The organism is Streptomyces sp. NPDC104202 (genome assembly GCF_055584185.1).
Genome location: NZ_JBVJMN010000001.1, coordinates 104,540 through 122,785, shown reverse-complemented (window position 1 = coordinate 122,785; position 18,246 = coordinate 104,540). Strand labels below are relative to the sequence as shown.

At 73.9% G+C, this 18,246-nt stretch carries 16 protein-coding genes; 11 read left to right on the top strand and 5 right to left on the bottom strand.

Annotation, left to right across the window (positions count from 1 at the left end; genetic code table 11):
- Nucleotides 1-19: 19 nt before the first annotated feature.
- From ACZ60W_RS00565 to ACZ60W_RS00525, 9 genes are all read left to right on the top strand, one after another.
- Entirely contained in the window at nt 20-682 is a 663-nt protein-coding gene (locus tag ACZ60W_RS00565) for a hydrolase (protein ID WP_469753122.1), read from the top strand.
- A 5-nt stretch (nt 683-687) separates the two neighbouring features.
- On the top strand, nt 688-1,194 hold the full coding sequence (locus tag ACZ60W_RS00560) for a DoxX family membrane protein (protein ID WP_469753121.1): 507 nt from the start codon (nt 688-690) through the stop codon (nt 1,192-1,194).
- Nucleotides 1,195-1,395: 201 nt separating this feature from the next.
- Nucleotides 1,396-1,974, top strand: coding sequence for a Dps family protein (locus ACZ60W_RS00555; protein ID WP_469753120.1), 579 nt, complete (start codon nt 1,396-1,398; stop codon nt 1,972-1,974).
- Complete coding sequence (locus ACZ60W_RS00550) at nt 1,974-3,398, top strand: dihydrolipoyl dehydrogenase family protein (RefSeq protein ID WP_469753119.1); 1,425 nt, start codon at nt 1,974-1,976, stop codon at nt 3,396-3,398. The genes ACZ60W_RS00555 and ACZ60W_RS00550 overlap by 1 nt, the downstream gene beginning before the upstream one ends.
- A 195-nt stretch (nt 3,399-3,593) precedes the next feature.
- Nucleotides 3,594-4,547 (top strand): alpha/beta hydrolase, encoded by a 954-nt coding sequence (locus ACZ60W_RS00545; protein WP_469753118.1) that lies wholly within the window; start codon nt 3,594-3,596, stop codon nt 4,545-4,547.
- Between the two features lie 59 nt (nt 4,548-4,606).
- Complete coding sequence (locus tag ACZ60W_RS00540; protein ID WP_469753258.1) at nt 4,607-6,490, top strand: amidohydrolase; 1,884 nt, start codon at nt 4,607-4,609, stop codon at nt 6,488-6,490.
- Nucleotides 6,491-6,604: 114 nt separating this feature from the next.
- Entirely contained in the window at nt 6,605-7,348 is a 744-nt protein-coding gene (locus ACZ60W_RS00535; RefSeq protein WP_469753117.1) for a GPR1/FUN34/YaaH family transporter, read from the top strand.
- A gap of 59 nt (nt 7,349-7,407) precedes the next feature.
- Nucleotides 7,408-7,722 (top strand): GNAT family N-acetyltransferase, encoded by a 315-nt coding sequence (locus ACZ60W_RS00530; protein ID WP_469753116.1) that lies wholly within the window; start codon nt 7,408-7,410, stop codon nt 7,720-7,722.
- Nucleotides 7,723-7,928: 206 nt separating this feature from the next.
- Nucleotides 7,929-10,190: a helix-turn-helix domain-containing protein gene (locus tag ACZ60W_RS00525; protein WP_469753115.1), complete on the top strand. Its 2,262-nt coding sequence runs from the start codon at nt 7,929-7,931 to the stop codon at nt 10,188-10,190.
- A gap of 22 nt (nt 10,191-10,212) precedes the next feature.
- Here ACZ60W_RS00525 and ACZ60W_RS00520 read toward each other — a convergent pair whose 3' ends face one another.
- Entirely contained in the window at nt 10,213-11,208 is a 996-nt protein-coding gene (locus tag ACZ60W_RS00520) for an alpha/beta hydrolase (protein ID WP_469753114.1), read from the bottom strand.
- 186 nt (nt 11,209-11,394) lie between these two features.
- Complete coding sequence (locus tag ACZ60W_RS00515) at nt 11,395-12,465, bottom strand: AraC-like ligand-binding domain-containing protein (protein WP_469753113.1); 1,071 nt, start codon at nt 12,463-12,465, stop codon at nt 11,395-11,397.
- Between the two features lie 539 nt (nt 12,466-13,004).
- On the opposite strand from ACZ60W_RS00515, the gene ACZ60W_RS00510 reads away from it, so the two are divergent.
- Nucleotides 13,005-13,841 (top strand): alpha/beta fold hydrolase, encoded by an 837-nt coding sequence (locus ACZ60W_RS00510; RefSeq protein WP_469753112.1) that lies wholly within the window; start codon nt 13,005-13,007, stop codon nt 13,839-13,841.
- 202 nt (nt 13,842-14,043) lie between these two features.
- The gene (locus tag ACZ60W_RS00505) at nt 14,044-16,302 is read left to right on the top strand and encodes a helix-turn-helix domain-containing protein (RefSeq protein ID WP_469753111.1); all 2,259 of its coding nucleotides are present in this window, start codon (nt 14,044-14,046) and stop codon (nt 16,300-16,302) included.
- A gap of 205 nt (nt 16,303-16,507) precedes the next feature.
- On the opposite strand, the gene ACZ60W_RS00500 is transcribed toward ACZ60W_RS00505, so the two are convergent.
- The 3 genes from ACZ60W_RS00500 to ACZ60W_RS00490 all read right to left on the bottom strand — a co-directional run bounded on the left by ACZ60W_RS00500 (nt 16,508) and on the right by ACZ60W_RS00490 (nt 18,156).
- Complete coding sequence (locus ACZ60W_RS00500; protein WP_469753110.1) at nt 16,508-17,056, bottom strand: hypothetical protein; 549 nt, start codon at nt 17,054-17,056, stop codon at nt 16,508-16,510.
- A gap of 408 nt (nt 17,057-17,464) precedes the next feature.
- A complete protein-coding gene (locus tag ACZ60W_RS00495; protein WP_469753109.1) occupies nt 17,465-17,749 on the bottom strand; it encodes a hypothetical protein in 285 nt (94 codons plus the stop codon).
- 86 nt (nt 17,750-17,835) lie between these two features.
- Nucleotides 17,836-18,156 carry a hypothetical protein gene (locus ACZ60W_RS00490; RefSeq protein WP_469753108.1) on the bottom strand — a complete coding sequence of 107 codons (321 nt, stop codon included), beginning with the start codon at nt 18,154-18,156 and terminating at the stop codon, nt 17,836-17,838.
- Between the last annotated feature and the right edge of the window lie 90 nt (nt 18,157-18,246).

Sequence of the window (18,246 nt, the reverse complement as noted above, 5' to 3'; positions counted from 1 at the left end):
AGCCCCGAAAGGACCCCTCATGTTCGACGTCGCCGCGGTGCAGGCCGCCCCGAGCAAGGACCTGCTCACCCCCGACAACGCCGTCATGCTGTTCGTGGACCACCAGCCGCAGATGTTCTTCGGCACCGGCAGCGGCGACCGCGCCGCGATCATCAACAGCACGGTGGGCCTCGCCAAGGCGGCGCGGGCGTTCGACGTGCCGGCCGTCCTGACCACGGTGGCCGCGGAGTCGTTCTCCGGCCCCCTGCTGCCGCAGCTCGCCGAGGTGTTCCCGGAGAACGAGATCGTCGACCGCACCACCATGAACGCGTGGGAGGACGAGGCGCTCGTCGCGGCGGTCAAGGCGACCGGACGCAAGAAGATCGTCCTGTCGGGCCTGTGGACCGAGGTCTGCCTCGTCCTCCCGGCGCTCTCGGCGCTGGAGCAGGGATACGAGGTGTACGTCGTCTCCGACGCCTCCGGCGGTGTCAGCCCGGCCGCCCACGAACACGCCCTGCAGCGGATGATCGCGGCCGGCGCCGTGCCCGTCACCTGGGTCCAGGTCCTCCTGGAGCTGCAGCGCGACTGGGCGCGCCAGGAGACGTACGACGCCGTCATGGAGATCGTCAAGGCCCACGCGGGCGCGTACGGCCTGGGTGTCGTCTACGCACAGGCCGTCATCGGCGCGCACGCGGCCGGCTGATCCCCGTGGACACCGGCATTCTGATCCTGCGTCTGCTGGTGGGACTGCTCGTCGCCGGCCACGGCGTGCAGAAGGTCAGCACGCACCTGGGCGGCCGGGGACTCGACGGCGGTACGGAGGAGTTCCGTGCCGACGGCTTCCGCGGGGGAGCCCTCACCGCTCTGGCGGCGGGCGGCGGACAGATCGGATCGGGCCTGCTGCTCGCCGCCGGACTCCTCACGCCGCTCGCCGCGACCGGCGTCATCGGAGTCATGACGGTCGCGCTGACCGTGAAGTGGCGGCACGGTCTCTGGGTGCAGAACGACGGTTACGAGTACCCGCTCGTCCTCATCGGAACCGCCGCCGCCCTCGCCGCGACCGGCCCCGGAGCCTGGTCCGCCGACGCGGCCCTCGGCCTCGCGCCGTACGCGCCGGCGTGGGCCGCCCTCGCGCTCGCCGCGGGCCTCGGCAGCGGACTCCTCACCCGGCTCGTCCTGCACCGGCCCCCGTCCCCGGCGGCCGCCGACAGCTGAGCCCGCCCCCCGGCGGCCCGCCTCCGACGGCCGACGGCCCGCCTTCCACGGTCTTCGGCCGGCGGACCGCCTTCCTCCGTCCTCGGCCACCCGCCGCGCACCGGCGTCGGAGCGCCGTGCCCGCAGACCGGGTCCGGCCGGTCATGGACCCCCGACCGGCCGGCCGGGTCCTTCCACCCTCTTCCTCCTCAGGAGTACTCGATGGACACCCTCACGACCCCGCACGGCGGCGGACAGCCGCTGCTGCACCAGAAGGGTGCCGAGATCCAGGCCTTCGGCACGCTGAAGCAGCTGCCGATCGGCCTCGGTCACGACACCCGGATGTACGCCTGCCAGCGGCTGAACCGCGTGCTCGCCGACACCCAGATCCTGCACGCGCTCTACAAGAAGCACCACTGGCTCATGCGCGGGGCGACCTTCTACTCGCTCCACCTGATGCTGGACAAGCACGCGGAGGCCCAACTGGCCATCGTGGACGCGCTGGCGGAGCGGGTCCAGAGCCTCGGCGGCGTCGCGGTCGGCGACCCGCGCCACGTCGCCGAGCTGACCTCCGTCCCCCGTCCGCCCGACGGCGTCGAGCCGGTGCCCGTCATGCTGTCGAGGCTCCTCGACGCACACGAGCGGATCCTCATCGACGCCCGCGACGCCGCCGCCCGGCTCTCGGGGGAGGGCGACGAGGGCAGCGCCGACCTGCTCGTCTCCGACGTCGTCCGGACGGGCGAGGCACAGGTGTGGTTCCTCGCCGAGCACCTCGTGGACACCCCTCTGGTGCGCGGCTGATGGACACGTACGACGTCGTCGTGGTCGGCGGCGGACCGGCCGGCGAGGTCGTCGCCGACCGGAGCGTCCGGGCCGGGCTGACGGCCGTCGTCGTCGAGGCCGAGGCCGTCGGCGGTGAGTGCTCCTACCGGGCCTGCGTGCCGAGCAAGGCCCTGCTGCGCCCCGGCGCCGCCCGGTCCGCGGCCCGTGCGGTCGACGGGGCCCGGCAGACGGTCACGGCCGGCCTCGACCCCGCGCGCGTGCTCGCCCGCCGCGACCGCTTCACCGGGCGCGGCGACGACACGGGCCAGGCCGCATGGCTCACCGGGGCCGGCATCACCCTCGTACGGGGGCACGGACGGCTCGCCGGGGAGCGCCGGGTGGCGGTGACCGCGGCCGACGGCACACGGCGGACGCTCGCGGCACGACGCGCGGTCGTGGTCTGCACCGGCACGGAACCCGCCCTGCCGGCGGTCGAGGGCATCGACCGGATCGGCGTCTGGACCAGCCGCCAGGCCACCACGGCCGACGCGGTGCCCGACCGGCTCGTCGTCATCGGCGGGGGAGTGGTGGCCTGCGAGACGGCCACCGCGTGGAGCTCGCTGGGCTCCGCCGTCACGCTGCTCGTCCGCGACCACGCCCTGCTGACCGGCTGGGAGCCGTGTGCCGGCGAGGAGGTCCTGCGGGGGCTCGGGGACCTGGGCGTCACCGTCCGCTTCGGCGTGTCCGCCCTCCGGGTCGCCCGGGACGAGGACACCCGCACGGTCACCGTGCACACCGACGACGGGACCGACCTCGTCTGCGACGAGGTCCTCGCCGCCGTCGGACGGCGCCCGCGCACCGCCGACCTCGGCCTGGACTCCGTCGGCCTTCCGGCCGGCGCCTGGCTCCCGGCCGACGACACCTGTCGCGTCACCGGCGTCGAGGGCGACTGGCTCTACGCCGTCGGCGACGTCAACCGGCGCGCGCCGCTCACCCACATGGCCAAGTACCAGGCCCGGGCCTGCGCGGCGGCCGTCGCCGAGCGCGCCGCGGGACGCCCGGTCCCCACCGGCGACCGGCAGCCGTGGAGCGCGGAGGCCGACCGCTTCGCCGTCCCCCAGGCCGTGTTCACCTGCCCTGAGGTCGCGAGCGTCGGGCTCACGGAGCGCGCGGCGCGCGCGGCGGGGCTCACGGTGCGCGCCGTGGAGTATCGCCTCGACGACGTCGCCGGGGCCGCCCTCCACACGGACGACCCCCGCGGCCACGCCAAGCTGGTGGTCGACGAGACCCGGGGCGTCGTCGTCGGCTGCACGCTCACCGGCCCGATGGCGACCGAGCTCCTCCACACGGCCACCGTGGCCGTCGTCGGCGAGGTCCCGCTGGACCGCCTGTGGCACGCCGTGCCCGCGTTCCCGACCGTGAGCGAGGTCTGGCTCCGGCTCCTTGAGGCGTACGGCCTCTGAACCCCGTCCACCCGGCGGAGACCGCCGGTCCGCCTCGCCTCGCGAAGGCCCGGCGAACGAAGACCGGGTGGCCCCCGCACCACGAACGCGGCCGTCCCGCACACCGCGGCCGTTCCCCGGCAGGCAAGCCGTCCACGACCACGCGGTGACCCACCCCGCACCCACCCCCACCCACACCCCGAAGGAGCACCCCTCATGACGAACCGTCCCGTCCTCGAACCCGCCGCCCAGGCCTTCGCCGACGCCACCGCCGAGCCGCCGTACCTCTACCAGATCCCGGTCGCCGAGGGCCGCAAGGCCGTGGACGACGTCCAGAACGGCGAAGGCGTCCCCCTCCCCGACGTCGACGAGGAGTGGATCACCGTCCACGGCGGCCCGGCCGGCGACGTCCGCGCCCGGATCGTCCGCCCCCGCGGCGCCACCGGCGTCCTCCCCGTCATCCTCTACATCCACGGCGCCGGCTGGGTCTTCGGCAACGCCCACACCCACGACCGGCTGGTGCGCGAACTCGCCGTCGGCACCGGTGCCGCCGTCGTCTTCCCCGAGTACGACCTCTCGCCCGAGGCGCGCTACCCCGTCGCCGTCGAGCAGAACTACGGCGTCGCCCAGTGGATCGTCCGCGAGGGCCGGCACAAGGACCTCGACGGTACGAGGATCGCCGTCGCGGGCGACTCGGTCGGCGGCAACATGACCGCCGCCCTCACCCTCATGGCCAAGCAGCGCGGCGACGTCACCCTCGTCCAGCAGGTGCTGTTCTACCCGGTCACCGACGCCGGCTTCGACACCGAGTCGTACCACCGGTTCGGCGAGGGGTACTTCCTGCGCCGCGACGCCATGAAGTGGTTCTGGGACCAGTACACGACCGACGAGGCCGAGCGCGCCCAGATCACCGCCTCCCCGCTGCGCGCCTCCACCGAGCAGCTCACCGGTCTGCCGCCGGCGCTGGTCGTCACCGCCGAGGCCGACGTGCTGCGCGACGAGGGCGAGGCGTACGCGGAGAAGCTCCGCGCCGCCGGAGTCCCGGTCACCGCCCTGCGTGTCCAGGGCGTCATCCACGACTTCGTCATGCTGAACGCGCTGCGCGGGACGCACGGCGCGGAACTCGCCATCGGCGTCGCCACCGACATCCTCCGCAAGGCCCTCGCATGACCGGCACCCCGACGGACACGGTCGCGTCCGCGACGGGACCGGCCGCGTCCCCGCCGAGCATGCCCGTCGCCGGGCTGGTCCCCGCGCCGCGGCGGGAACAGGGGCACGCCGACCTCCTCGTCCGCAACGCCAAGGTCTTCACCGGCGACCCCGCACGGCCCGAGGCCCGAGCCGTCGCCGTCCGCGACGGCCTGGTCGCGGCCCTCGGCGACGACCACGACCTCGCCCACCTCGTCGGGCCCGGCACCACCGTCGTCGACGCCCTCGGCCGCCGCGTCGTCCCCGGACTCAACGACTCCCACCTGCACGTCATCCGGGGCGGACTCAACTACGTCCTGGAACTGCGCTGGGACGGCGTGCGCAGCCTCCGCCGCGCCCTGGCGATGCTGCGCGAGCAGGCCGGCCGCACCCCTAAGGGCCAGTGGATCCGCGTCGTCGGCGGCTGGACCGCCGAACAGTTCGCCGAGCGCAGGATGCCCACCGTCGCGGAGCTCAACGCCGCCGCACCCGACACCCCCGTCTTCGTCCTGCACCTGTACCAGTCGGCCCTGATGAACCGGGCCGCCGTCCAGGCCGCGGGCTTCACCCGGGACACCCCCGACCCGCGCGGCGGGCAGATCGTCCGGGGCCGGGACGGCGAGCCCAACGGCGTCCTCCTCGCGGCGCCGAGCGCCCTCGTCCTGTACTCGACCCTCGCGAAGGCCCCCGCCCTCGACGAGGCCGACAAGCGGACGTCGACGCGCCACTTCCTGCGCGAGCTGAACCGCTTCGGTCTGACGTCCGCGGTCGACGCCGCCGGAGGGTTCCAGAGCTTCCCCGAGCACTACGCCACCGTCGTCGACCTCGCCCGTGCGGGCGAGCTCACCCTCCGGATCGCCTACCACCTCTTTCCGCAGACGGCCGGGCAGGAACTCGCCGACCTCAAGCGCTGGACCGAGACGGTCAGGCCCGGCGACGGGGACGCGTGGCTGCGGCTGAACGGCGCCGGGGAGAACCTGACCTGGGCCGCCGCCGACTTCGAGAACTTCTCCGAACCCCGCCCCGAGCTCGCCGACGGCTACGAGGGCGAGTTCGAGGAGGCGGTCCGGCTGCTCCTCGACAACGGCTGGGGCTTCCGCCTCCACGCGACCTACGACGAGACCATCCGCCGCGACCTGGCCGTCTTCGAGAAGCTCGCCGCCGAAGGGCTCTTCCCCGGGGGAAACCGCTGGCTCTTCGACCACGCGGAGACCGTCTCCCCCCACAGCCTCGACCGGATCGCCGCCCTGGGCGGCGCCGTGTCGGTCCAGAACCGGATGTCCTTCCAGGGCTCCGCGTTCCTCGACCGCTACGGCGCCGAGGCGGCCGCCCACACCCCGCCGGTGCGGGCCATGCTCGACCGGGGCCTGACGGTCGCGGCCGGGACCGACGCCACCCGCGTCTCCTCGTACAACCCGTGGGTCGCCCTCCACTGGCTGGTCACCGGCCGCACCGTCGGCGGCACGGCCCTCTACCCGCCCGCGAACCTGCTCGACCGGGAGACGGCCCTCGGGCTCTACACCCGCGGCGGAGCCCGGCTCACCGGCGAGGAGGACGTCAAGGGCTCCCTGCGGGAGGGCTGTTACGCCGACCTCGCCGTTCTCTCCGACGACTTCCTCACCGTGCCCGAGGACGTCATCCCGGACATCGAGTCCGTCCTCACCGTCGTGGGCGGCCGCATCGTCCACGCGACCGCGGAGTACGAGGGTCTCGACGAGGCCGTCCCGCCGGTGACCCCGGAGTGGAGCCCCGTGGCCCACTTCGGCGGCTACCAGGCGGACCGGGACGGCCTGAGCGGCGCACGGCAGGCGTCGCGCGTGGCCGAGGCGGTCGCCGAGTCCGAGCAGCACCGCCGCTGGCGCGTCGCCCGCGGCGCCGCCCCCGACACCACACCCCCCTTCGTGGACCCCTGCTTCGCGCACTGAGGCCGGAACGGACCCTTTCCCGCGCGCGTACGCCGACCCCGCCGCGCGCGCGGAAGCCCCACCACCCCACCCCACCCCACCCGCCTCGCGCGCACCGAAAGAGAGCCCCCTCCGATGACCGAAGCCTCTCCCGTCGCCGCCGGCGGCGACGGCGAAGCCCCGACCACCCCGCCGGACGCTCCCGCGGAGCGCCGCTTCGAACCGGACCTCCGGTCGATGACGCGGATCAACCTGCGTCCCATCGCCTCGCCCATGCCGCTCGGCTTCTTCACCATCGCCATCGCCTCGGTGATGACGGGCTGCCTCCAGCTCGGTCTCTTCGACGAGACGGCCCGCGCCGCCGTCGCCCTCACCGTGCTCCCTGCCTTCGTCCTCCAGCTCCTGGTGAGCGTCCTGGCCTTCGGCGCCCGCGACGTGATCGCGGCGACGCTGATGGCGGTGTTCGCCGGGAGCTGGCTGCCGTACGCGCTCGTCATGCTCACCGGCGCATCCGACGGCCTCCGGGTCCTCGGCGTGTTCAACCTGGCCCTCCTGTGCTTCGGGGCCCTGATGACCGCCGTCACCGGGCCCAAGCGCGCCCTGTGGCTCGTCCTCGCGGTGTCCCTGCCGCGCTGGGCGGCCACCGGTCTCGCGGGCGTCACGGGCGCCGAGTGGCTGACGCGGACGTCCGGTGCGCTCGGCCTCGTGGTGGCGCTCGTCGCGATGTACACGGCCTTCGCCCTGATGCTCGAGGACATGCGCGGCGAGCAGGTGCTGCCCATCGGCCGCAGCGGTCCCGCCCACCTCGCGGTGGAGGGCGATCTCGCCGTCCAGCTCCGCAACCTCGAACGCCAGGCGGGCGTGCGCCGCACCCTCTGACGACCGCACCCCCGCGCGCGTACCCATGCCCACACCACCACGACCGCACAGGAGCACCCATGGAACCGCAGGTGACGGACCGGCCCGAGAAGTCCCGCTACGAGATCCTCGCCGGCGACGACGGCACCGAGCTCGCGGGCTTCGCCGACTACCACCTCTCGGACGGCGAGATCGCCTTCCTCCACACCGAGACCGACAGCCGCTTCGCCGGCCGGGGCCTGGGCGGGCTGCTCGCCCGCGGCGCCCTGGACGACGCCCGGGCCCGCGGGCTCCGCGTCCTGCCCTACTGCCCCTTCGTCCGGGGCTGGATCGGCCGCCATCCCGCGTACACCGACCTGGTGCCCGAGGACAGGCGCGCCCGCTTCGGCCTGTGACACACCGGCCGTCCACCGCCCGACCCCGGTCGCGTCCAGGCCGGCACCTCCCGGCGGTCCGCGCCGCCGGTCACTGATCCGCGTGCCCCGCCCGGGCCGGGTCCACCCCTCCAGGTGGGCCCGGCCTTGTCGTTCCACGGCGCTGGCCTGCGGTTTCGTCCCATCTGACACGCCGTATCCTTTCCTCGGGGCGGGAGGAAAGAGGAGTGGTGGACGGGGAAGAGCCGTTCGGTGCCGTCCTGCGCGGACTGCGCACCCGGGGCCGTCTGACGATGGAGGACCTGTCCGAGGCGTCCGGGGTGAGCGTCCGGGCGATCGGCGACATGGAGCGGGGGCGCAGCCGCGTCCCCCAACGGCGCACCGTCGTCGCGCTGGCCGAGGGCCTCGGGCTCGCGGACGGCGAACGCGAGGCCCTGCTCGCCACGGTGCGCGCGGCCCGGCCGGCCCGCGCCGCCGCGGGGGCCGGAGCTCTCGCCGCACCGCGGCCGGTGGGCGACTTCACCGGACGCGGACCCGAGCTGGCGCGTCTGCGGGAGGCCGCCGAGCGCGCGCCGACCGGCGAGGAGGTGGCCGTGTGGGTCGTCTCGGGCCCACCCGGCTGCGGGAAGACGACACTGGCGCTGAAGGCGGCGGCGGATCTCGCCGGGGCGTTCCCCGACGGGTGCTTCGTCGTGGACCTGCACGGGGTCGACGGCCCCGTGGACACCGGCGAGGCGCTGCTGAAGCTGCTGAAGGCCCTCGGCGTGTCGGACCGCCGGCTGGCGCAGGAGGACCAGCAGGGCCGCGAGGGGCTGCTGCGGGCGCTGCTCGGCGACCGGCGGTGCCTGGTGGTCCTCGACAACGCCCGCGACGAGCGACAGGTCCGCGCACTGCTGCCGGCCGGAGGGCGGAGCCTGGTCCTGGTCACCAGCCGCAGGCCCCTGACCGGCCTGGAGGACGTGGACCGCCTGGCGCTGTCGGCGATGGACCGGGACGAGGCGGTGGAACTGCTGCGCCGGATCCTGGGGGAGGAGCGGGCGGACGCGGAGGCGGACGCCGTGGCGCGGGTGGCGGAGCTGTGCGGACGGCTGCCGCTGGCCCTGCGGGTGGCGGCGAACTGGCTGACGGCCCGCTCCGGTTGGACCGTCGGCCACCTCGTCCGCCGACTGGCCGACGAGGAACGCCGCCTCCACGCGCTCACCGCAGGCGACGTGCGCGTGGAGGCGGCCTTCGAGCTGTCCTACCGCCGGCTGACCCACCAGGCCGCGCGCATGCTGCGCCTGCTGAGCCTGGTGACGGCACCGGACATGACCACGGCCTACGGCGCCGCCCTGACCGCAACCGACGTCTTCGAGGCCGAGGACGTCATGGAGGAACTCGTCGAGGCCGGCCTGCTGCAGGCGACCTTCACCGGCCGCCACCAGCTCCACGACCTGATCCGCCTCTTCGGCCGGGACCGGCTCTCCCGCGAGGAGGCACCCGGCGAGCGGGAGGCAGCCGAGGACCGGCTGCGCTCCTGGCTGCTGGAGACGGCGGCGGTCGCGGGCCACTGGTACCGGCCCGGCTACGGGGCGCCGCCCGCCTCCTGGCGCGGCCTGGTCCCGCTGGCGACCGCCGACGAGGCCCGCGCCTGGCTCCAGGGCGAAGCACACGCCTGGCTCCACGCCCTGCGCGACGCCGCCCACAGGGGGGAGCACACCCGGGTCCTGGAGACCGCCAGTGCCATGGAGTGGTTCTGCGACCTGTGGGTCCACTGGGGACACTGGCCCGATGTCTTCCGCCTGGCCGCCGAGGCAGCGGCGGCGCTGGACGACCCGTACCTGCGGGCCTTCCACCTCAACTGCCACTCCTGGGCCCTGAACAGCTGCGAACAGCGCTACCGCGAGGCCATCGAACGCGCCGAGGAGGCGCTCGCACACGCGCGGCGCGCGCAGGACGTCCACCAGCAGGTCTCAGCCCTGGTGCACGCGGCCAGCGGACACCGGCAGCTCGGCGAGGCGCAGAAGGTGGCGGAGCTGTCCCTCGCGGCGATCCGACTGTCGGAGGAAACCGGCCACTACCAGGTCTGGCCCCAGGCCGTCCGCTTCTACGGCAGCTCCCTCCGTCTGCTCGGCCGCCCCGAGGAGTCCCTCACCCAGCACCTGAAGGTCATGGCCTTCCTCGACGCGCCCGACTGCCCGGTGAGCGGGCACGTCGCCGACATCTTCCGCGCCCACACGACCCAGGCGCTCGGGCTCGACCACGCCGCGCTGGGGCAGTGGCGGCAGGCCGCCGACCACTACCGCAGCGCCCGGATCCAGTCGCACCGCATCGGCATCGGCCACCGCGAGGCCGAGCAGCTCATCCACCTCGGCGAGGCCCTCGTCGCGCTCGGCGAGACCGAGGAGGCCCGCTCCTGCCTGCGTCAGGCGCTCGCACTGGGCGACGCCGCGGACGACAAGGAACTCAGGGCCGCCCAGGACCTCCTGGACACGCTCCCCGCCGCGTGAGGGGGACCCGCCGCGCGGCGGTTCAGCCGCGGTACCGGTGCAGCGCCACGTGCACGGTGTCGAGGGTCTGGACGAGCGCGGCGCGGGCGGCGTCCGTCCCGCGCAGCGGGTCGAGCACCATGAAGCCGTGGACCGTCCCGTGGTAGCGCATCGAGACGACCGGCACGCCGGCCGCGCGGAGCCTCGCCGCGTACGCCTCTCCCTCGTCGCGCACCACGTCCGCCTCGCTCGTGACCACCAGCGCGGGGGGAAGCCCGGCCAGCTGGTCCAGGGACGCCCGCAGCGGTGACGCGGTGGCCTGCTCCCGCTGCCCCACGTCGGGCAGGTACTGGTCCCAGAACCAGCGCATGGTGGCGCCGCCCAGGAAGTAGCCTTCGGCGAACTCCTCGTACGACGGGGTGTCGAAGCCCGCGTCGGTCACCGGGCACAGCAGCACCTGCTGGAGCAGCCGCACCCCGCCGCGCTCCTTCGCGAGCAGCGTCAGCGCCGCCACCAGGTTGCCGCCCGCCGAGTAGCCCACGGCGGCCATCCGGCCGCCGTCCAGGCCGATCTCGCCGCCGTGCTCGCCGATCCACCGGGCGACCGCGTAGCACTGCTCGACCGCCACCGGATACCGCGCCTCCGGGGCGCGCTCGTACGCGACGAGGACCACGGCGGCGTCGGTGCCGAGGGCGAACGCCCGCACCAGGCGCTCATGGGTCGCGGCGTCGTCCAGCGCCCAGCCGAGCCCGTGCAGGAACAGCACGACGGGAACGTCCCCGACACTGTCGGCGGGCCTGACGACCTGCACCCGCACGCGGCCGGTCGGCCCGCCCGGCAGCGCGAACCATTCGACGGAGGTCTCCTCGTCGTCGGACGGTGCCGGCGCACCCTGCCCCAGCAGGCGCGTGAGAAGTCCGCGGGCCCGCTCCGGGTCGATGCCGTGGACCGGCGGGAGGCGGGCGTGCCGATCCACGAACGCCCGCGTGGCCAGGTCGAGGACAGGGCGCCGCGTGGACGGAGGGAGGAAGTCGGTCACACGGTCTCCTGCCGGAAGGGCCTGAAGCGAAAGGGCGTTTCGATGCACCGGGGTGCCTGGTCGAGCGGGGGACGCGAGGCGCCGGAGGCCCTCACCAGGGCGTCGCCGCGAGTCGGGCGAGGCCGACGGCCGCCGAGGCGCCGCCGCCGCGGACACGGGCGGGCGGCGCGGCTCCGAGCGGGGACCTTACCCGCTGGACGCCCGAAGGTCAGCCCCCTCCCGGTCACGGCCCGCGACCTCGCCGCCGGGCCCGGCGGCCCGTCCCGGTGCCGGGCACACCGCCGGAGACGGCCCCGGAGCGTCCTGCGCGGTGCGCAGACTGCGCCACTCACGGGGCGAGACGCCATAGGCGGCGCGGAAGGCCCGGCTGAAGTGCGCCGGGTTCACGAAACCCCACCGCTGGGCCACGGCCGACACGGTCGGCGCCGCCCTGCCGCGCCGCGCCAGCTCGCGGCTGCACTCCTCCAGCCGCCGCTGCCTGATGAGCCGTCCGACGGTGGTCCCCTCGCGCTCGAACAGCCGGTGCAGATAGCGGACGGAGATCCGGTGCGCCTGGGCGATCCGCTCCGGGGACAGATCCGGGTCGCCCAGGTTCCGGTTGATGTGGTCGAGGACGCGCAGCACCAGATGGCTCCGCGCCTCCGCCTCCGTGCCGTCAGGATGGGCCCGCTCCGCGATCAGCGTGGCGAACAGGTCGACCACGTTGCCGGCCAGCCGGTTCGCCACGGCCGGCGGGTAGCCCCCGGACGAGGAGGAGGCGAGCGACCCGAGGAACGGGAGCAGCATCGCGCCGAACCCGTCCCCGGTGCCGATGGCCCGCCCCGTGACCTGCCGGATGTCGCCGTCCGCGACGCCCAGCGCGCGGCGCGGCAGCTGGAACACGTGCGTGGCGAAGCGCTCCGGGTAGTCGAAGCTGTACGGGCGGGTCGTGTCGTACACCACCAGGTCGCCCTCGCCCACCTCGGCCCGCCGGCCGTCCTGGACGAGCACGGCCGTGCCGGACACCTGCACCCCGACCGCCACCAGGGCCTCGGACGAACCCGCGATCTGCGCCGGGCTGCGGCTGACCCGCTCCGCGTCGGCCTCCACGGTGGAGACCTGGAGGTAGCCGAGCCGTTCCGTGGCGATCCGGCCGTCGAACGGCCCGTCACCCCGGGGGGTCACGGTCATGGGCACGAGCGTCCTGCTCACCGCGTCGTTCCAGTACGCGACCTTGTCCCGGTCGGGGACGGAGGCCGTCGTCAACACCAAGCTCAACTTGTTCTCCGGTCGGGGAAGCGGCTCCGCGGCCGCGACGGACGGGACCAGGACGCTGTGCTCCCGGGACCGTGGCGGCCGGTGCCCGGCACGGCCGGGCGGATCGTCGTACGGGCGGCGGACGCGCCGGAGCGCGACCGGACCGCATCGGCGGGGCCCGGTGTCCGCCCGCACCACACAGCCAAACAGCGGGCGATTCCCGCCTCCAGGCAGAACCACAGGCAGGAATGGCAGAAAGAGAGGCCACGTCGACCCGGGGCCGCGCCGAGCTGGGGCCATGCCGGCCTGGGGCCATGCCACCTGGGCTGCGTCGGCCGGGCCCATGCCGACCTGGCGCCGCGCGGCCCGGGCCCCCGGCCTGGCCCGCGCCGCCCGGACCCATGCCGGCCAGGCTGCTCCGGGCGGGCCGTGACGACTGCGCTCACGGGCAAGACGCCGTGCGTGACACGGCAACTGCCCGCTCCCTCCCGGACCTAACGTGACGGCGTCGCGTGCCGCACCGAGGCACGGAACACCCCTTCGCACCGAGGAGACCAGCCATGCCGTACATCACCGTGGGCCAGGAGAACACCACCGCCATCGACCTCTCCTACGAGGACCACGGCGCCGGACAGCCCGTCGTCCTCATCCACGGCTTCCCGCTCGACGGTCGCTCCTGGGAGCGCCAGTCGGCCGCGCTGCTCGACGCCGGGTACCGCGTCATCAGCTACGACCGCCGCGGGTTCGGGCAGTCGTCCCAGCCGACGACCGGCTACGACTACGACACCTTCGCGGCCGACCTCCACACCCTGATGGAGACCCTCGACCTGAACGACGCCGTCCTCGTCGGCTTCTCCATGGGCACCGGCGAGGTCGCCCGTTACCTCGCGACCTACGGCTCCGCCCGCGTCGCCAAGGTCGCCTTCCTCGCCTCGCTGGAGCCCTGCCTGCTGAAGACCGACGACAACCCGGACGGCGTCGCCCCGCAGGAGTTCTTCGACGGCGTCGTCGCCGCGGTCAAGGCCGACCGCTACGCCTACTACACCGCGTTCTTCACCGACTTCTACAACCTCGACGAGAACCTCGGCACCCGCATCAGCGAGGAGGCCCTCCGCAACAGCTGGGACACCGCGGCCCGCGGCGGCTCCTTCGCCGCCTCCGCCGCGCCGTCGACCTGGTACACCGACTTCCGCGCCGACATCCCCGCCGTCGACGTGCCGGCCCTCATCCTGCACGGCACGGCCGACCGCATCCTGCCCGCCGAGGGCACCGCGCGCCCCTTCCACAAGGCGCTGCCCGCCGCCGACTACGTCGAGATCGAAGGCGCCCCGCACGGCCTGCTCTGGACCCACGCCGAGGAGGTCAACACCGCCCTCCTCGCCTTCCTCGCGAAGTGACCCCCGCCCCGCCGAGGCATCCGGTGTGACGGACGCGGTGTGACGGGTCCGGTGGGACGGACGCGGTGGGACAGGCACCGTGTGACAGGCCCGGCGTGAGGGGCGCGCCACCGCTGTGACCTGCGGTTCGTCCCTTCACCGCTCGCGCCGTTCACCCGCGCCAGGGGCATATTCTTCAGGTTCGGGAAGAACAGGGAGAAACATGTTCGGGGAGAAGCCGTTCGGGGCCGTCCTGCGCGACCTGCGCCTGCAGGCACGTCTGACGATGGAGGAGCTGGCCACGGCGTCGGGCGTGAGCGTCCGGGCCATCGGCGACATGGAACGCGGGCGCAGTCGGGTCCCGCAGCGGCGCACCGTGATGGCGCTGGCGGAAGGGCTGGGCCTCTCCGACGCGGTACGGGACGACCTGCTGGCCGCCGGCCGGGCAGGGCGTCCCACGCGTACCGTCGCGGTCGCCGGCACGGCCGTACCGCCCCGCACGGTAAGGGACTTCACCGGCCGCGGCCCCGAGCTGGAACGGCTCACGGAACTGGCCGAGCGCACCGGCGCCGGAGCCGGCGGCCCCGTGGCGGTCGTCTCCGGCCCTCCGGGATGCGGGAAGACCACCCTCGCGCTCAAGGCGGCGGCCGATCTGGTGGACGCGTTCCCCGACGGATGCCTCGTCGTCGACCTCCACGGGGTCGACGGAGCCGTCGCACCCGGCGAGGCCCTGCTGAAGCTGCTGAAGGCCCTCGGCGTGCCCGACCGCCGGCTGCGGCAGGCGGGCACCGCCGGGCACGAGGGGCTGCTCCGCACCCTGCTGAGCGAGCGCCGCTGCCTGGTGGTGCTGGACAACGCCCGCGACGAGGAGCAGGTCCGTCCCCTCCTGCCGACGGGCGGCCGGAGCCTCGTGCTGGTCACCAGCCGCAGCCCGCTGACCGGACTCACGGAAGTCGACCGGCTGGCGCTCTCCGAGATGACACCGGACGAGGCCGTCGCACTGCTCGGCCGCATCCTCGGCCGGGACCGGGCGGACGCGGAACCCGACGCGGTGGCTCAGGTGGCCGAACTGTGCGGTCGCCTGCCCCTGGCCCTCCGGGTCGCGGGCAACTGGCTGACGGTCAGGTCCGCGTGGAGCGTCGACCACCTGGTCCGCCGCCTGTCCGACGAGGAGCGCCGCCTGAGCGCGCTGTCCGCCGGCGACGTCCGCGTGGAAGCCGCGTTCGCCCTGTCCTACCGGCAGCTCACCCCCGAGGCGGCGCGCCTGCTCCGCCTGCTCAGTCTCGTCCCGGGCCCGGACATGACCGCCGCCTACGGCGCGTCCCTCGCCGGCACGAGCCTCGCCGAGGCGGAGGACGTCATGGAGGAACTGGTCGAGGCCGGCCTGCTCCAGGCCGCCTACACCGGCCGCCACCAACTGCACGACCTGCTCCGCCTGTTCGCCCGCGCCCGCCTGGCCCGTGAGGAGGAACCCGACGCGCGCGACGCGGCCGAAGAGCGCCTACGGGCCTGGCTCCTGGAGACGGCGCTGGTCGCCGGCCGGTGGTTCAAGCTCAAGTACGGTGCCCCGCCGTCTTCCTGGCAGGGGCTCGTCACCCTCGACAGCGCCGAAGCGGCCCGGGCATGGCTCCAGACCGAGGCCCCCGCCTGGCTCGCCGCCCTGCGCAGCGCGGCGGACAAGGGCGAACACACCCGGGTCGTCGACACCGCGGACGCCATGGAATGGTTCTGCGACCTGTGGGTCTTCTGGGGCCACTGGTCCGAGGTGTACGACCTGTCCAGCCGGTCCGCCACAGTCCTCGGCGACCCGGACCAACAGGCGTTCCACCACAACATGCACGCCTGGGCCCTCATCGAGTGCGATCACCGGTACCGCGAGGCCATCGACCGGACCGACGAAGGACTCCGCAGCGCGCGCCGCGCCGGAAACGTCCCCCAGCAGGCGTCCGCCCTCTCCCACGCGGCCGTCGCCCACCGCAAACTCGGCGAGGCCCAGGCCGCCACGGACAAGGCCCGCGCCTCGGTGGAGCTGTACGAGAAGGCCGACGACCGCGAAGGCTGGCTGGGCGCCCTGGTCACCTACGGCTCCTCCCTGCGCTTCCTCGGACACGTCGAGGAAGCCCAGACACAGCACCAGCGCATCATCACCTTCCTCGACGCCCCCGACCGCCCGGTGAGCGAGCACGTCGCCGCCATGACCCGCGCCCACACCACCTACGCCCTCGGCCTCGACCACGCCCTCCTCGCCCAGTGGCCCCAGGCCGCCCACCACCACCGCGAGGCGGTGGACCAGTTCCACCGCATCGCCATGCCCCACATGCGCGGCAGCGCGCTCCTGGGCCTCGCCGAGGCCCTCACGGAACTGGCCGAGACACAGCAGGCCCGCACCTGCCTCCACCAGGCCGTCGACCTCGGAGACGCCGTCGACGTCACGATCCTGACCCGCGCCCGAGAACTCCTGGAATCCCTCCAGGACCGATGAGAACCCCCGCGCCACCCGACTGACGCCGCCAGGGCCCGGGCGGCGGCGGCCGGGGAGCGCGATCGGAGGCGAACTCAAGGTCGTGGGCCCCGCGGGTCGACCGGCGGCCAGGGACAGCCCCGTTGCTCGGCATCATGGAACCTCCCCAGACCTCGGCGTCGGCGCGGAGGTCGCCCGCGGGTACGGTCCGGTGATCCCCCCGCCCTCAGACGAGCTCCGGAGGAGACGGACTGCTGCCCATGACCACGCCGAGATCCTGGCGCATCACGGTCCTCATGGTCCGCAGCAACTCCCACACCTCCCGCTGGGCACGGAACGCGGCGGCCATCGTCTCCCCAGGCTCCGGCTCTCCGCGCTCCAGCCGCTTGATCTGGCCGTAGACGTCGGTCAGGGCCCTGTTGACCGCGCTCGCACTCCGGAGGACGTCATCAGGGGCGGTCATCTGCGCCTGGGAGTACGTGTCGCGATGGGCTCTCTTCGCCTCGTCGAGCGCGGTCCGGTAGGACTCCTCGATCCGCTGTTCCTGCATGACATGCAGGAACTGGTTGAGTGTCGTGGTGAACTGACGTGCGTCCCGGTTGAGTTCCACGTAGCAGGTGCGGCGACGTGAGAGGTTCTCGCGCGCCTCCTCATGGTCGCGCACCAGTTCCATCTCCCGGCGTTTCGCCCGTTCGGAACCGCGTTGCGTGAGCAGCGACGCTCCCAGCGTCCCGGCCACACCTACGACCGCGATGATCACCGAGCCGAGATCCACAGCACTCCTCGAAGCCGCCTACGGTCCACTGCCCTTGTTCCAGTGGCCCTCCACGGCAGACGCTAAGTGATCGCGGGCTGATGATCCACCCCGGAGACTCCCGCCCGGGACCAGTGTGACGGGCGACCACCTTCGGCGGCCGCCGTTCCAGCCTTTGACCTGCTGCGTCGTGGGAGTGGAGGTTCGGCAAGCAAGCAAGAATCCAGCAGCCTTCCTCGAAGGGCTGTCCACCGCATCGAGACGCCTGAGCAGTGTCGACGGATACGACCTCGCCTGCGCCCAGGGGCTGTGCGAAGCGATCGCCCGCCACGACAAGCCGAGGCTGGTTCTCGACGAGCTGCCCCTCGCGTCCGGCAGTGGCCGCAGCGCGGCGGCCTGCCGTGTGGCGGGCGGAGGTGCCGCCGCAGCTCAGGTGCCCGGCTTGGGCAGAAGCTCCTCGTAGTCGCAGACGGGGACGGCCCGGTAGCCGGCCTCCCGGACCGCTTCCAGAACCGCTGCCGTGTCCGCGACGACCTCAGATGGCGAGGCGCCGCGACGAGGCTGGCAGACGAGGAGCGAGTGCCAGTCCAGAAATTCCGCGTCGGCGCCCGTGCCTTCGTAGTCGTTGCGGTCCCACTCCGCCTCGACGCATCCGTACGAGATCACATGACCCGGTCCGAGCGGCACGTTCAGAGTTGCTGCCAGCCTCTCCATCAAGCGATCCCGGCCGGGAGCGGCGACGTAGATCTGGCACTCACGGTCTTCGTCGCCGAAAGATTCCCGGCTCGGCAGACGCCCCATCAGGCCACTCGCCGGTCGGTGAGCGCGGCCGGCTCGGTGAAGTACGCCCGGAACGACAGCTCGTCGGCCGGCGGCACGCGACGGGCAGGCGAGGTGAGGTGCCAGACGGCAGGACGATCTGTTCCGTACAGTGCGGCGTCCGGAGTGCGTACGGAGCCGATGCACAACGGGCCGGACTTGTCGGGCTTCCTTAAGTGCACCAGGGCCCCAAGCCACCGGAGCGGTACCCGGAGCTCGGAGCACCCCGTGCTGAACAGCCCGAACACCCCCCGATCCACGCGCAGATGCAGGTCCTCGTCGTCGAACGTCAGCGGGTCCATGGCGGGACGACAGCCCGGCTCCCGCGTCACAGGACGATCACCCCCACCGTGAGCCGCGGCGCCAGACACCGCGAGCCCGGCATGATCGGC

Coding starts and splice junctions, on each gene's coding strand:
- ACZ60W_RS00565 (WP_469753122.1), top strand. CDS start 20: ATGTTCGACGTCGCCGCGGTGCAGGCCGCCCCGAGCAAGGACCTGCTC.
- ACZ60W_RS00555 (WP_469753120.1), top strand. CDS start 1,396: ATGGACACCCTCACGACCCCGCACGGCGGCGGACAGCCGCTGCTGCAC.
- ACZ60W_RS00550 (WP_469753119.1), top strand. CDS start 1,974: ATGGACACGTACGACGTCGTCGTGGTCGGCGGCGGACCGGCCGGCGAG.
- ACZ60W_RS00545 (WP_469753118.1), top strand. CDS start 3,594: ATGACGAACCGTCCCGTCCTCGAACCCGCCGCCCAGGCCTTCGCCGAC.
- ACZ60W_RS00540 (WP_469753258.1), top strand. CDS start 4,607: ATGCCCGTCGCCGGGCTGGTCCCCGCGCCGCGGCGGGAACAGGGGCAC.
- ACZ60W_RS00535 (WP_469753117.1), top strand. CDS start 6,605: ATGACCGAAGCCTCTCCCGTCGCCGCCGGCGGCGACGGCGAAGCCCCG.
- ACZ60W_RS00530 (WP_469753116.1), top strand. CDS start 7,408: ATGGAACCGCAGGTGACGGACCGGCCCGAGAAGTCCCGCTACGAGATC.
- ACZ60W_RS00510 (WP_469753112.1), top strand. CDS start 13,005: ATGCCGTACATCACCGTGGGCCAGGAGAACACCACCGCCATCGACCTC.
- ACZ60W_RS00505 (WP_469753111.1), top strand. CDS start 14,044: ATGTTCGGGGAGAAGCCGTTCGGGGCCGTCCTGCGCGACCTGCGCCTG.
- ACZ60W_RS00495 (WP_469753109.1), bottom strand. CDS start 17,749: ATGGAGAGGCTGGCAGCAACTCTGAACGTGCCGCTCGGACCGGGTCAT.
- ACZ60W_RS00490 (WP_469753108.1), bottom strand. CDS start 18,156: ATGGACCCGCTGACGTTCGACGACGAGGACCTGCATCTGCGCGTGGAT.